This window comes from Avibacterium sp. 20-126 (assembly GCF_044358625.1).
GTDB lineage: Bacteria > Pseudomonadota > Gammaproteobacteria > Enterobacterales > Pasteurellaceae > Avibacterium.
Genome location: NZ_CP091457.1, coordinates 17988 through 32500, shown reverse-complemented (window position 1 = coordinate 32500; position 14513 = coordinate 17988). Strand labels below are relative to the sequence as shown.

9 protein-coding genes, 1 rRNA gene and 3 pseudogenes (1 of these 13 only partly in view) are annotated in these 14513 nt (G+C 40.2%); 9 read left to right on the top strand and 4 right to left on the bottom strand.

Features of this window, described 5'->3' with window-relative positions; genetic code table 11:
• The 3 genes and pseudogenes from L4F91_RS00140 to L4F91_RS00130 all read right to left on the bottom strand — a co-directional run.
• Positions 1–757: ribosomal RNA gene (locus L4F91_RS00140) — 16S ribosomal RNA — on the bottom strand (it extends 787 nt beyond the left edge of the window).
• Between the two features lie 345 nt (positions 758–1102).
• The gene (locus L4F91_RS00135; protein WP_250363787.1) at positions 1103–1753 is read right to left on the bottom strand and encodes a TfoX/Sxy family DNA transformation protein; all 651 of its coding nucleotides are present in this window, start codon (positions 1751–1753) and stop codon (positions 1103–1105) included.
• A gap of 439 nt (positions 1754–2192) precedes the next feature.
• Positions 2193–2410, bottom strand: a pseudogene (locus L4F91_RS00130) (transposase); the annotation flags it as partial.
• A gap of 86 nt (positions 2411–2496) precedes the next feature.
• On the opposite strand from L4F91_RS00130, the pseudogene L4F91_RS00125 reads away from it, so the two are divergent.
• From L4F91_RS00125 to rarD, 6 genes and pseudogenes are all read left to right on the top strand, one after another.
• Positions 2497–2832: pseudogene (locus tag L4F91_RS00125) on the top strand (helix-turn-helix domain-containing protein).
• Between the two features lie 34 nt (positions 2833–2866).
• On the top strand, positions 2867–5062 hold the full coding sequence (locus L4F91_RS00120) for a restriction endonuclease subunit M (protein WP_395896577.1): 2196 nt from the start codon (positions 2867–2869) through the stop codon (positions 5060–5062).
• Positions 5049–6395 carry a restriction endonuclease subunit S gene (locus L4F91_RS00115; protein ID WP_250351210.1) on the top strand — a complete coding sequence of 449 codons (1347 nt, stop codon included), beginning with the start codon at positions 5049–5051 and terminating at the stop codon, positions 6393–6395. The genes L4F91_RS00120 and L4F91_RS00115 overlap by 14 nt, the downstream gene beginning before the upstream one ends.
• A 257-nt stretch (positions 6396–6652) precedes the next feature.
• Positions 6653–6785, top strand: a pseudogene (locus L4F91_RS00110) (IS1595 family transposase); the annotation flags it as partial.
• A 246-nt stretch (positions 6786–7031) separates the two neighbouring features.
• On the top strand, positions 7032–7910 hold the full coding sequence (gene ilvY / locus L4F91_RS00105) for an HTH-type transcriptional activator IlvY (RefSeq protein WP_250351211.1): 879 nt from the start codon (positions 7032–7034) through the stop codon (positions 7908–7910).
• A gap of 36 nt (positions 7911–7946) precedes the next feature.
• Positions 7947–8831, top strand: a complete 885-nt coding sequence (gene rarD, locus L4F91_RS00100; RefSeq protein ID WP_395896574.1) for an EamA family transporter RarD — start codon at positions 7947–7949, stop codon at positions 8829–8831.
• A gap of 169 nt (positions 8832–9000) precedes the next feature.
• Here rarD and L4F91_RS00095 read toward each other — a convergent pair whose 3' ends face one another.
• The gene (locus L4F91_RS00095; RefSeq protein ID WP_395896572.1) at positions 9001–10899 is read right to left on the bottom strand and encodes an ABC transporter ATP-binding protein; all 1899 of its coding nucleotides are present in this window, start codon (positions 10897–10899) and stop codon (positions 9001–9003) included.
• A 187-nt stretch (positions 10900–11086) separates the two neighbouring features.
• On the opposite strand from L4F91_RS00095, the gene L4F91_RS00090 reads away from it, so the two are divergent.
• The 3 genes from L4F91_RS00090 to L4F91_RS00080 are packed head-to-tail and all read left to right on the top strand — an operon-like array spanning position 11087 to position 14513.
• The gene (locus tag L4F91_RS00090; RefSeq protein WP_250363789.1) at positions 11087–11341 is read left to right on the top strand and encodes an oxaloacetate decarboxylase subunit gamma; all 255 of its coding nucleotides are present in this window, start codon (positions 11087–11089) and stop codon (positions 11339–11341) included.
• A gap of 24 nt (positions 11342–11365) precedes the next feature.
• Positions 11366–13195 carry a sodium-extruding oxaloacetate decarboxylase subunit alpha gene (gene oadA / locus L4F91_RS00085; protein WP_395896570.1) on the top strand — a complete coding sequence of 610 codons (1830 nt, stop codon included), beginning with the start codon at positions 11366–11368 and terminating at the stop codon, positions 13193–13195.
• Between the two features lie 13 nt (positions 13196–13208).
• Positions 13209–14513, top strand: coding sequence for a sodium ion-translocating decarboxylase subunit beta (locus L4F91_RS00080; protein ID WP_265762493.1), 1305 nt, complete (start codon positions 13209–13211; stop codon positions 14511–14513).

Here is a 14513-nt window from a genome sequence, read left to right as displayed (position 1 = left end):
GTCAGTATCTCCCCAAGGGGCTGCCTTCGCCTTCGGTATTCCTCCACATCTCTACGCATTTCACCGCTACACGTGGAATTCTACCCCTCCCTAGAGTACTCTAGTAAACCAGTCTGAAATGCAATTCCCAAGTTAAGCTCGGGGATTTCACATCTCACTTAATTTACCGCCTGCGTGCCCTTTACGCCCAGTTATTCCGATTAACGCTCGCACCCTCCGTATTACCGCGGCTGCTGGCACGGAGTTAGCCGGTGCTTCTTCTGTGACTAACGTCAAATCAACGCGCTATTAACACGTCAACCTTCCTCATCACCGAAAGAACTTTACAACCCGAAGGCCTTCTTCATTCACGCGGCATGGCTGCGTCAGGGTTCCCCCCATTGCGCAATATTCCCCACTGCTGCCTCCCGTAGGAGTCTGGGCCGTGTCTCAGTCCCAGTGTGGCTGGTCATCCTCTCAGACCAGCTAGAGATCGCAGGCTTGGTAGGCCTTTACCCCACCAACTACCTAATCCCACTTGGGCTCACCTTATGGCTAGTGGCCTTCCGGTCCCACTACTTTAATCCTCAGATATTACGCGGTGTTAGCCATCGTTTCCAATGGTTATCCCCCTCCATAAAACAGATTCCCAAGCATTACTCACCCGTCCGCCACTCGTCAGCATCGAAAGCAAGCTTTCAACCCGTTACCGTTCGACTTGCATGTGTTAAGCCTGCCGCCAGCGTTCAATCTGAGCCATGATCAAACTCTTCAGTTTAATCTCGCTCAATGAATACATAACGTTATATTCTATTTGAATTTCAAGTTAAGCATCATTGATTTCTAAATTTTAAATCTTTTTGAAAATCAACGAATGCCCACACAGATTGTCTGATTGATTGTTAAAGAGCAAAAAAGAACGACGCAATTTGTATCATCTTAATTTCTACAACGTCGCGTCGTTGTGTGCGGCGTATTATAGACATCTCGAAAATCTTTGCAAGTGTTTTTTTTACAAATTTTTACAAAAATTTTTAAAAATATTGCAAGTGATTATTTAGAAAACAAACTGCGGTGAAAAAACTTACATTTTTGTTTATATTCCACCGCAATACAGCAAATATTAATCCTTAATAGGATCAATCGCTCTCATTCCTTCTTTAGCAAGGGCTGCATTTAACGCCTCTAAAGCTTTTTCTTTTTCCTCTTGTGTAAGCATCATTGCGTGCTTTCTTAAAGAAGCCGCTTTTAGATTCCAGAAGAAGTGCAAATTAACACTGAACCCTGCTTTTTTAAGTGTTATATAGCAGTATTCAGCGCCCGCCTTTAAAAAATCATCAAAAGAACGAATCCCAATTTTATTTAAAAGGCGCTCGTGTCTAACAGATAAGTTCACTCGACCTCGAATTAAATCGACCTTTGCCATTTCTTTCTGATTTCTATCTTCTTCTATTTGCTCAATTGACCATAGAATCAGAGATTTATATAAATCTTTATTTTCTCTAACTTTATCAGGAAGAAGATAAAAATTTATACCGCAAGAAACCGGCTTTTCAGAATGTTCCATATAAGGTATTGCGCCTTGGCTCTCCAAATATTGCGCTAATTTCCCAACAGCTCTTAGATAAAAGCAATTATCTTGGAATAAACCAAACATTGATTTTGCCTGAAAAATTCCATAGCTATTAAACACGCCTTTCGCAGACACTTCCCCAATAAGTTCACTGAGTTCTTTTCTAATTTCAAATGTTAGAGTGCTAGTAATACTCATCATACATCTCCTCGCATTTCGGTTAATTATTAAAGTGGCTAAAGTTATATCACATAAAATGTCTCTTTTTGATGAATATTTTCAACTAATTATCATTTTTGCGACACTGATCGTAAATCTACAACATCATCCCCTTTTAGCATCTAAAACACGATAGAATAGTTTCCTTTTCCATCTTTTATTTAAATGGTATTTTCTACTTAATTTTGAGTATATTATGGAGGGATGAATAAAATTGAGTCTGATTTCCCAATGATGTAACCCTAATAAACATTTTTTCTGCTATGGCTTTATTTTTAACTTCGATGACAAATAACATCCTTTATAAATATCATTTTATGTTCATCTGTTAGTCCTTGGTGAAGAGTTAATTTCGCTTTCATTTGCCTTTGAAATAGCATTTATGACTTTGGTAGGTGCAAAACTTCGTATCGTATTCATCGGTTTGAATCGGCAATTTGTGATTAAACAAAAATCGTGCCTGACCTAATGCTAAAGGTATGCTTACAATGTTTGCACTACCATTGCTTATAAGTAGAGATGAAATAGGCTTGATGCTGTACACCGCATTTCGGACACACGACATTCTTTTCACTTCCCCAACGCAAGGTGTAAAGCATCGAAAACGCTTCCCGCATCAGATAGATGAGCTATCTTGATAGGTGCAAGCGTTCAGGCTTTGCTTGTGAGAAGAAAATGAGATGCCATATTGCGGTTATATCTTGATCAAATTAAAATATGAAACCATCTGCATACCAGATAGATTGAAACAAATTTTAGAAGTAAAAGGCATGCGCCTTAAAGAGTTCTCAGAACTAACTGGAATATCTTATCGTTCAGCAATGAATTACTTGAATGAAGGGCGTGATCCAAATTTGGACGGATTAGTAAAAATTCACGAAGCATTAGGAATTAGTATTACTTGGCTATCAACAGGTAATGGGACAATGTTCTAATCAGCAACCAAAGAAAGTAATATGTCTAATCAAGAAGAAAAGTTAATAGCAGATTACCGTTCAATGCCTGAAAATTTTAAAGAAGCCTTTGCAATTTCTTTTAAAGAAATTTCAGATAGGCAATAAATTATACTTGACAAACGAATTTAAGGATCAAAAAATGAGTCAGTCAGTCAGTCAGTCAGTCAGTCAGTCAGTCAGTCAGTCAGTCAGTCAGTCAGTCAGTGATTTTATCGCCCTTGGCATAAAGCACAAGCTGATTTCTATTTCATCTGAAAACCGCATTGAATATCTATTCGAACAGCGTTCCCGCAATTTTGCCAATCCCGAAGAACAAGTACAGGCGGAAATTTATTGCCGTCTGATTTTGCAATACGGCTACCCTAAAGAACAAATCCGCAATTTTGTTTCAGTAACGATGGGCTCTAGCACCAAAGAAGCTGATATTGTGGTTTACCGTGATGCCGAATGCCAACAGCCACACATTTTGGTGGAATGTAAAAAAGCCGAGGTCTCCGAAGCAGAATTTATTCAAGCAGTCAACCAAGCCTATTCTTACGCTTACGCCCTGCCGAATAATGTCAAATTCGTATGGGTAACATCATCCATCAAAAACGAATATTTTTCTGTCAATAAAAGTAAAAATAGCCGCACTACTCTGCCCGATATTCCTCCATTTGGTGTGGATAATCTCGCCAGCTATAAATTTGTCAAAGGGGCAAAACTGTCCGCTGAAAAAGGCAAACAGCAGTTCTTTGATTTACAAATTGTCGATGAAGCCGATTTAACCCGCCGTTTTAAACAAGCTCATAACGCATTATGGGCGGGAGGACAGCTTAATCCATCCGAAGCTTTTGACGAATTAGACAAGCTGATTTTCTGCAAAATTTGGGACGAGCGTAAACTACGAAAAGACGGTACGCCTTACGACTTTCAAATTATGCTAGATTTTGACGAGAAAAACGAGGATGGCGTAAAGAAAAACAATCAAGCCTTATTTGATCGTATTACCGCACTGTATGCTGAAGGTCGAACCAAAGATCCCGAAGTTTTTAAAGACAACATCCGCTTGTCGCCCGAACGAGTGCGTACCATTGTCGGCTATTTGCAAGATGTCAATTTAAGCAAAACCGACCTTGACAGCAAAGGGCGTGCCTTTGAAACCTTTATGGACTCGTTTTTCCGTGGCAGTTTTGGGCAATATTTCACCCCACGCCGCATTGTGAAATTTATCGTCGATGTCTTGCCAATAACCCACGATAGCTTCGTACTGGATACCAGTTGCGGCAGCGGCGGCTTCCTGCTGCACGCCTTGGATAAAGTCCGCTGTGAAGCCGATGAATATTATCCGCAAGGCAGTACCGAGCATTTCCGCCATTGGCACGATTTTGCCGAGAAAAAACTCTACGGCATTGAGATTAACGAACAAATCAGCCGCGCCGCCAAAATGAATATGATTATTCACGATGACGGGCATACTAATGTGATTTCTGCTGATGGCTTGTTAAGCGACATCGAGCTACAAAATCAAAGCAATAATATTGGCTTTAAATATAATCACTTCGACTTTATCATCACTAATCCGCCATTTGGTAATATAGTCAAGCAAACCGAAAAGGCTTATTTGTCTAATTACGGCTTTGGTTTAAAAGATGTTTCTTGGCTAGATACTAAAAACAGTGGTGTACAGAACCGAGATAGTCAAGCCACTGAAATATTATTTATTGAGCAATGCTATAACTTTTTGAAACCAAACGGCTATTTGGCAATCGTTATTCCAGACGGTATTTTAACCAACAGTACTCTGCAATATGTGCGTGATAGCATTGAAGAAAAATTCCGTATTATCGCCGTAGTTAGCCTACCACAAACTGCGTTTAAAGCCACTGGTGCAGGCGTAAAAAGCAGCGTATTGTTTTTGCGTAAATACGATTCTGCCGAAACCGCACACATCAGCAGTATCAAGCAAGATATTCAAACCACTGTGAAAAACCATCGTCAATATGAAATCACCTTAAAAAGGTGGGAGCGCGAGAAAAAAGCCGTCTTAAAAAATGCCACAGGTGTGGATTTTGAAGGCGATTTAAAAGCCTTTAAAGAAACCTCTGCTTACAAAGAATGGAAAGAGGGAATTAACAGAGAATACAGCAACAAAATTGCCGAACTCAAAGAAACTCTGCTAGACGATTACCTTGCTCAAAAACGCACCCAACTGCCTGATTATCCGATATTTATGGCAATCGCCGAACATATTGGTTATGACGCCACTGGCAAAGACACCTCTATCAACGAGCTGGACACCATCAGCACAGAATTGGCACGCTTTATTGAAGGAGTGAATAATGGCGAATTTTAATTTTCAGACGGCATTAACGCACGGACAAATGTTTTTGGTGCAGTCGGGGGAGTTGGACGGGCGATTAGATCCTTTATATTATCAGACACTTGAAAATTTTATTTTTGCTAAACAAAAGCATTATCCCGTTAGCAAAATGTCTGATTGCATTGATATGCAAAGGGGGCGATTTGGACACCGCCCAAGAAATGACCCCGCATTATACGGTGGGAAATACCCATTTATTCAAACAGGTGATATTGTTAAAGCCAGTATGAATGCTGGCAATATTCCGTACAGCCAAACTTTAAATGAATTGGGTTTAAAAACCAGCAAACTACAAACGAAAAAAGCCGTCATCGTTACAATTGCTGCAAATATCGGCGATACGGCAATTTTAGATTATCCAGCTTGTTATCCTGATAGCTTGATTGCTTTAACGCCAAAATCAGATAATTTACGGTTGGAATATATCAATATTTATTTCAAATACATTAAATCATATTTGGAAAATTTGGCTCCGCAAGCGGCTCAAAAAAACATCAATTATCAGCAGTTAGCCCCTACGCCGATCGTTATTCCCCCCTTGATGATACAAGATAAAATCATTGCAAAATATCAACAAACTATTAAGGAAAAACAGAAAAAAGAAAAACAAGCCCAAACCCTATTGAACAGCATTAACGCCTATCTTTTAAACGAGTTGCAAATCACATTACCTGAAACTGATAACCGCCTAGAAAACCGTATATTTACCGTACAGATGAGTGAAATATCAGGCAGGGCTTTTGATGCAGAAAGCCAATTTAACAAGCATTACCGCATTCAAGGCGGAAAATACGCTAACAAGCGGTTAGATAAATTAGCTTTTTTGCAAAAAGGACAAAGCATTACTTCCGATGATGTGATTGCTGGCGATTATCCTGTGATTGCAGGTGGACAAAGTAGTCCTTACACCCACCATATCGCCAACCATAATGGCAATGTGATTACTGTGAGTGCTAGCGGTTCAGCAGGTTATGTGTGGTATCACGATTATCCTATTTTTGCCTCGGATTGCACGATGATTTTTTCTAAAAATGAAGATGAAATTTCAACAGAATTTTTAGCGGAAGTATTAAAGCTAAAACAGCAAGAAATTTACAGTTTAGCAAAAGGTGGAGTTCAAACTCATGTTTATGCTAAGGATTTAGCTTTATTGCAAATCCCTGTTCCATCTCCGAAAATCCAACAAAAAATCATCACTCATATCCGCCAAATTCGCCAACAAGCTTCCAATTTACGCCAGCAAGCTAATGAGCAACTAGTTCAAACTAAAGTGGAAATTGAACAAATGATTTTGGGAGTAAGTTAATGGATATTAGCAGGTATAGTAGAGTGATCTTTAGGTAATTTTACCTACTTACGAGGTTATAATGACTTAAATACTGTATTAAAAACAAATATATTAACCATATTACAAAATAGAGGATATATATAAAGTTTTTGCTCCCACCTATTTTGATAGGTGGGAATTTTTATACGTTTTACCTTAATCTCTGTTCATTTTAAGGATAGCATTACTTAAAATATCAGCAACCAAACGCATCAAAAAATTTCCCTTGATATAATCCAGACAGTATCGTTTTCACAGATTTCTACAAAGGTTATGATGTATTGAATGTGAGTAAATTTAATCATTTACACATCAATACAGCACACATTTTACAGAAAAAAAATCAACATTAACGGAGTTGAGATTTTTTTAATCAAGCCAGTCTCATTATCTAGTACAATTCCAAAATTACTCTAATTCAACCTAAATTTTTCTGCGTTAATCTTAATAAGGATGTATAGTAATAACCGTAGAAAGTTAAGTGCGGTGATTTTTTTACAAATTTTGGTAAGTACAGATCTATATGTTTACTCACCTAAGCTTATCGTTTCTATCATTAGGAAACACACAGATGAGTCCTCTGCAATAAAACCTCTTTTTATCGAGACAAACTTAATGGAATTTCAAGATCTTAAACTATTTATTGATTTAGCTGAAAATAAACATTTTGCCAAAACAGCAGAACAGCATTATATGTCGCCTTCTACCCTTTCACGGCAAATTAAACGGATTGAAGAGGCGTTAGGGGAAACTTTGTTATTACGCGATAATCGTAAGGTTTCTCTCACACCCGCTGGGGAGTTGTTTTTACAATTTGCTTATCAACAATGGCAACAATGGTTATCTTTAAAACAGCAATTTCATACCAATCAGCAAGAATTACAAGGTGAATTAAGGCTATTTTGTTCGGTTACCGCCGCGTATAGCCATTTGCCCCAAATGTTAGAAAAATTTCGTTTGCGTTATCCCAAAGTAGAAATTCAGCTCACTACGGGTGATCCTGCCCAAGCATTAGAAATGATCCAGCGCCAGCAAGTGGATTTAGCTTTAGCGGGGCGACCTGCGCATTTACCACAAAATGTAATGTTTCATTATATTGATGCTATCACCCTTTCCCTCATTGCGCCACGCGTTGCCTGCGCAACCACGCAATTATTGCAGCAAATGCCTATTGATTGGCAAAAAGTTCCCTTTATTTTGCCCGTAGAAGGGCCTGCTAGACAGCGAATTGATCAATGGTTTCAGCAGAAAAAAATTAAACATCCCACAATCTATGCGACAGTATCAGGACACGAAGGAATTGTCTCAATGGTGGCGCTCGGTTGTGGTGTCGCCTTATTGCCTGATGTCGTGATCGAAAATAGCCCACTTAATTCACAGGTTTCAACATTAACCATTGATACGCCAGTACAGCCTTTTGATTTAGGGCTTTGTATGCAAAAGAACCGTTTAAATTTGCCCTTAGTTCGTGCATTTTGGCAAATGTTAGAGTAAAGTGCGGTTATCATTTCATTTAAATTTAGGTGGGTTATGTTAAAAGGGATTGGCTTTTCACTTTTGGCTTCAATGCTATTTGGCTACATTTATTACTTTTCCACGTTATTACTTCCATTAAGTGGCGAAGATATTTTTGGCTATCGTGTTGTTTTTACTGCGCCTTTTGTGATTGCAGCGGTGTTTATTTTCCGCCAAAAATATATGCTGATCGCTCACTTAAAACGAATTAAACGCGAGCCTTGGTTACTACTTGTTTTCTTATTTAATGGCAGTATGATGGGGTTTCAAATGTGGCTTTTTTTGTGGGCGCCAAACAATGGAGGTGCATTGAGTGTTTCCCTTGGTTATTTGCTATTACCTCTTGTTTTAGTTGCAGCAGGGCGGATTTTCTTTAAAGAACGCATCTCCCCACTTAAATTTCTTGCCATTATCATCGCTGCAATCGGTATTGGTTTTAACATTTATAGCAAAGGAGGGCTTTCTTGGGAAAGCCTTGCGGTGTGTGGCTATGCCATTTATTTTATGATGCGAAAATGGTTTAAGCTCAATGATATTACCAGCTTCGCCATTGAAATGGTTCTGACCTTACCCGTGTGTATCTATTTTGCCGCTCAAGTAAACATTGCAGAAGTGCAGTTGGTGAATCCCCATATTTTGTCTTTATTATTTCTACTCGGCTTACTTAGTGGCATAGCCTTTAATGCTTACATTGTGGCAAGCAGTCTATTGCCAATTAATGTGCTAGGACTATTAGGTTACGCCGAACCGATAATGATGCTCGCCGTTTCGTTGTTTATTGGGGAAAATATTGACGCGGAAAATTATCCGCTCTTTTTATCGTTAATGATTGGAATGGGCTTGATCATCATTGATGGATTACGAGTAATACAGCGAAAAACAACGCCTGTCAGTTACTAAATACACGCCATTTTTTGCATAAAGAAATGTCAAGTGCGGTGCAAATTTTACAGAATTTTTAGCTTCTTCTACACAGACTTATTTTAGTTGTTTATACAAAATATAAAAAATACAAGAGCGAATAATTCATTCACCCAAAAAATACTAAAAAAAGCACCGCACTTTCGTTTTAACCGCCTAATAGCGTTTCAATTTCTTCCTGCACGGTGAACCATTCAATTTCAGCCGTTTCTAACTGTTTTTTATATTCCGCTTGATCTTTTAAAAGTGCGGTAAGATTTTCTTTCATTTCTGGTTGATACAGATCGCTATTGGCAAGTTGTTGTTCTATCTCTGCAAGTTGTTGAGCAATGCTATCCATTTTGTTTTCCCATTGCGTAAGCGATTTCTTCAATGGGGCAAGTTGCTGACGGCGTTCTGCTTCTTTGCGTTTTTGTTCTTTGCGATTTTGATTGCTTTCTATTTTGGCAGAAGGCTGGCTTTGGCTGTTTTGTTCGTTAAGCCATTTTTGGTAATCCGCTAAATCACCTTTAAATTCTTCTACTTGCCCATCATGAACGAGATAAAATTCATCTACCGTATTGCGTAATAGATGGCGATCGTGAGAAACGATGACGAGCGAACCTTGATAATCTACCAATGCTTCCGTTAAGGCTTGACGCATATCTAAATCTAAATGGTTCGTCGGCTCATCTAATAAAAGTAAATTTGGGCGTTGCCAAACAATCAATGCTAATACTAAGCGCGCTTTTTCCCCTCCTGAAAAATTAACCACTGGCTCATTAACTTTATCACCATAGAAAGCAAAACTGCCGAGATAATCGCGCAGTTGTTGCTCTGTTTGCTGTGGGGCAAGTTTTTGTAAATGCCATAAGGCGGTTTCTTCTGCTCGAAGTGTATCTAATTGATGCTGGGCGAAATAACCTAGCTGCACGCCTTTTGCAAGCTGAATATTGCCTGAAAGAGCGGTGATTTCTGCCGCTAATAATTTGATTAAGGTGGATTTCCCCGCGCCATTTTTACCTAGCAAACCAATACGTGACCCCGGTACCAGATTTAATTTTATTTGTTTAAGAATTTCTGTGATTTGTCCGTTATTTTCGTAACCAGCACTCACTTTTTCCATTGAAAGCAATGGGTTAGGTAATGCGAACGGTTCACGAAATTCAAAGGTAAAGGGATTATCCACATAAGCGGGTGCGATAAGCTCCATACGCGCCAAGGCTTTCATTCGGCTTTGTGCTTGTTTGGCTTTGGTAGCTTTCGCCTTAAAACGATCGATATATTTTTGTAAATGTGAAATTTTTTGTTGCTGTTGGCGATAAAGTGCGCTTTGTTGTGCTAATTTCTCCGCACGTTGTTTTTCAAAAGAGGAATAATCCCCGGTGTATTCATTAATTTTTTGATTTTCAATATGCAGAATTTTATCTACCACAGGATCAAGAAAATCGCGATCGTGAGAGATCAAAACTAGCGTACCTTGATACTGTTGTAACCAGCGCTCAAGCCAGATCACTGCATCTAAATCTAAGTGGTTGGTAGGTTCATCAAGTAACAACAAATCGGAAGGGCATAGCAAGGCTTGTGCTAAATTCAGACGCATACGCCAACCACCCGAAAAAGCACTCACAGGCTGGCTAAGAGCATCTTGACTAAAGCCCAATCCATTTAACAATGCCGCCGCTCGCGCTTGGATTGTCCACGCATCAATGGTATCTAACTGTTCGTGAATGCGAGCAATCGCATTGCCGTCATTGTTTAGATTAGCTTGTTCTAGCTGTTGCTGTAACTCGACATATTGGCGATCACCTAAAATCACATAATCCAGAGCAGAAATAGCAAGCGCTGGGGTTTCTTGATTCACCCAAGAGATTGCCCAATTTGAGGGATAGCTCACCTCTCCGCCCTCTGCACTAATTTCTTTTTTGAGTAACGCGAGTAGCGAGGATTTGCCACAGCCATTTTTGCCTACCAAGCCGACTTTTTGCTTGGGATTAATGGTTGCATTGGCATTTTCTAGCAACGTAGTTTGCCCACGTTTTAACGAAAGGTTGGTAAATAAAATCATTAAAGTTCGATCATCTATGCTTATCAATAGGAATATTTTCCACGTTTTTATAGAAATTGCCAAGAAGTGCGGTTTTTAATTAGAAAACTTTTAAAATCTGTTTTCAACTCTGTGATCTAGTTCAATTTTTTTGTATATTAAAAAAGCTATGATATGAAACGCTGTTTTACATCTTTGAGGTATAAAAATGACAAACGCTGAACTTATGCAAGAAGGCATAAACTTGATGCTTTCGGGAATGGGGTTTGTACTGGTTTTCTTATTAATTCTAATTTTTGCGATTGGATTAATGTCGAAACTGGTAAATCGCTTTTTTCCTGAGCCTGTTCTCAGCCCACCTGCACCGATAAAAGCACAATCCACTCAAACAGATGATTTAGAAAGATTACGCCCAATTATTGTGGCGGCGATTGCACACCATCGCCGTAACCAAGGGCATTAAATTGATTACGTTGGAGAAAAGACAATGACTGTTGAAAAGAAAAAAATTGCTATAACTGATGTTGTTTTACGTGACGCTCACCAATCTCTTTTTGCGACGCGTTTACGTCTTGAGGATATGTTACCTATCGCCGCCGAGCTTGATGAAATTGGTTACTGGTCGCTTGAAGCGTGGGGAGGCGCGACCTTTGATGCGTGTATTCGTTTTCTAGGTGAAGATCCTTGGGTACGTTTGCGTGAATTAAAAAAAGCAATGCCGAAAACACCACTACAAATGTTGTTACGTGGGCAAAATTTACTTGGCTATCGCCATTATGCTGATGATGTGGTCGATCGTTTTGTGGAACGTGCTGTCGCAAATGGAATGAGCGTATTCCGTGTCTTTGATGCAATGAATGATCCACGTAATATGAAACAAGCCTTACAAGCTGTGCGTAAAAATGGCGGACACGCACAAGGTACGCTCAGTTATACCACTAGCCCTGTGCATACTTTACAAACTTGGCTTGACACCACAGAACAATTATTAGCGATCGGCATTGATTCTCTGGTAATTAAAGATATGTCCGGCATTCTTTCTCCAATGGAAGCATATCACTTAGTCAGTGAGATAAAATCCCGCTTTGATGTTCAACTTCACCTTCACTGCCACGCCACAACGGGAATGGCAGAAATGGCATTGTTAAAAGCCATTGAAGCAGGCGTAGATGGCGTGGATACGGCCATTTCTTCAATGAGTGGAACTTATGGACATCCAGCCACAGAAGCCTTGGTCGCCACCTTAAAAGGCACACCTTATGATACGGGATTAGATATTCAAAAATTAGAGAAAATTGCTGCTTATTTCCGCGATGTTCGTAAAAAATATCATAAATTTGAGGGGCAATTAAAAGGCGTTGATAGCCGTATTTTAGTGGCACAAGTACCGGGTGGAATGCTCACAAACCTTGAAAGCCAATTAAAACAACAAAATGCCTCCGATAAATTGGATTTAGTATTGCAAGAAATTCCAAAAGTGCGGGAAGATTTAGGCTATATTCCATTGGTTACCCCAACCTCTCAAATTGTCGGCACACAGTCGGTGATTAACGTATTAATGGGTGAACGCTATAAAACCATTGCGAAAGAAACCGCAGGGATTTTAAAAGGCGAATATGGTCGCACACCAGCGCCGGTAAATGCGGAATTACAAGCCCGTGTATTAGAGGGGGGCGCACCAATTACCGATCGCCCAGCGGATCATCTTGAGCCAGAAATGGAAAAATTGATCTCAGAAATAAAACAACAGGCGAAAGAAAAAGGCATTAAGCTCTCTGATAATGAAATTGATGATGTGCTGATCGTGGCATTATTCCCACAAGTTGGCTTGAAATTCCTCGAAAATCGAGGCAATCCTGATGCCTTTGAACCGGCACCAAGTGAAGCTCAAGCAAGTGAAAAAACATCACAAAAAACAACCGCACTTGAAAAACAACGCACTTCAGGTTCCGCAGTTTATACTGTGGAGTTAGAAGGCAAAGCCTTTGTGGTGAAAGTAAGTGAGGGTGGTGATATTAATCAAATCACGCCTGTTGCCCCACAACCTGTTCAAACTGCGCCACAGCCATCACCCGCGTCTCAACCCGCTCCGCAAACAGCCTCAGGCACTGCCGTGACCGCACCAATGGCAGGCACAATTTGGAAAGTGGTGGCAACCGAGGGGCAAAAAGTGGCAGAGGGTGATGTATTGCTCATTCTTGAGGCAATGAAAATGGAAACGGAAATCCGCGCCTCACAAGCGGGAACGGTGCAAAATATTTGCGTCAAAGCCGGCGATTCCGTTGCTGTGGGCGATACCTTATTAACCTTAGCATAAGTGCGGGGGAAAAATGGAAAGTATTTTATCTTTACTACGAGGAATGGGCATTATGCACCTAGAATGGGGGCAGGCGGTGATGATTGGCGTCAGCCTCCTGCTCTTATGGCTTGCCATTGCCCGTAAATTTGAGCCCTTGTTATTATTGCCTATTGGTTTTGGTGGACTGCTCTCTAATATTCCAGAAGCTGGATTAGCCATGACTGCGCTGGATAACTTGCTACATAATGGAACAAGCCAACAGCTCGCGATTATTGCCAGTAAATTAGGTACTATTGCCGATCCTATTGCTATTAAAGCCGCACTTAACAATGCCTTACCTTCTGTACAAAATGAATTAGAAGTCATAGCAGGCGATATGGGTTATAGTGCTGGGGTGTTAGCATTATTCTATAAAGTAGCGATTGGTTATGGCGTTGCCCCCCTCATTATTTTTATGGGCGTAGGGGCAATGACGGATTTCGGCCCCCTCCTTGCTAATCCACGAACATTACTCTTAGGGGCTGCAGCCCAATTTGGGATTTTTGCCACAGTATTAGGCGCATTAGGGTTAAACTGGCTTGGTATTATTGACTTTACCCTACCACAAGCTGCCGCAATCGGCATTATTGGTGGAGCAGACGGTCCAACTGCCATTTATCTTGCGAGCAAACTAGCCCCTGAATTATTAGGTGCGATCGCCGTGGCAGCCTATTCTTATATGGCGCTCGTGCCATTAATTCAGCCGCCGATTATGAAAGCGCTCACTTCACAGCAAGAACGCAAAATCCGAATGGTGCAACTGCGTACCGTAAGCAACCGCGAAAAAATCTTGTTTCCAATCGTGTTATTAGTGCTTGTCGCATTGCTTTTACCTGATGCAGCACCATTATTAGGTATGTTCTGCTTTGGTAATTTAATGCGTGTGAGCGGTGTGGTTGAACGTTTAAATGATACGGCACAAAATGCCCTCATTAATATCGTAACAATCTTCTTAGGGCTTTCTGTCGGAGCAAAATTAGTCGCAGATAAATTCCTACAACCACAAACCCTTGGCATTTTATTATTAGGAATGATCGCTTTTGCTATCGGCACGGCATCTGGCGTGTTAATGGCAAAATTAATGAACCGCTTTAGTAAAAATCCAATTAACCCGCTTATTGGTGCCGCTGGTGTATCTGCCGTACCAATGGCGGCTCGTGTTGCGAACAAAATTGGTTTAGAAGCGGATCACCAAAACTTCCTATTAATGCACGCAATGGGACCAAATGTCGCTGGCGTTATTGGCTCAGCGATTGCAGCAGGGGTAATGTTGAAATATATTTCAGCCATTATGTAA

What these genes read in the sequence shown, in the direction of transcription:
- L4F91_RS00135 (WP_250363787.1), bottom strand. Translation starts at nt 1,753, where the DNA reads ATGATGAGTATTACTAGCACTCTAACATTTGAAATTAGAAAAGAACTC.
- L4F91_RS00120 (WP_395896577.1), top strand. Translation starts at nt 2,867, where the DNA reads ATGAGTCAGTCAGTCAGTCAGTCAGTCAGTCAGTCAGTCAGTCAGTCA.
- L4F91_RS00115 (WP_250351210.1), top strand. Translation starts at nt 5,049, where the DNA reads ATGGCGAATTTTAATTTTCAGACGGCATTAACGCACGGACAAATGTTT.
- ilvY (WP_250351211.1), top strand. Translation starts at nt 7,032, where the DNA reads ATGGAATTTCAAGATCTTAAACTATTTATTGATTTAGCTGAAAATAAA.
- rarD (WP_395896574.1), top strand. Translation starts at nt 7,947, where the DNA reads ATGTTAAAAGGGATTGGCTTTTCACTTTTGGCTTCAATGCTATTTGGC.
- L4F91_RS00095 (WP_395896572.1), bottom strand. Translation starts at nt 10,899, where the DNA reads ATGATTTTATTTACCAACCTTTCGTTAAAACGTGGGCAAACTACGTTG.
- L4F91_RS00090 (WP_250363789.1), top strand. Translation starts at nt 11,087, where the DNA reads ATGACAAACGCTGAACTTATGCAAGAAGGCATAAACTTGATGCTTTCG.
- oadA (WP_395896570.1), top strand. Translation starts at nt 11,366, where the DNA reads ATGACTGTTGAAAAGAAAAAAATTGCTATAACTGATGTTGTTTTACGT.
- L4F91_RS00080 (WP_265762493.1), top strand. Translation starts at nt 13,209, where the DNA reads ATGGAAAGTATTTTATCTTTACTACGAGGAATGGGCATTATGCACCTA.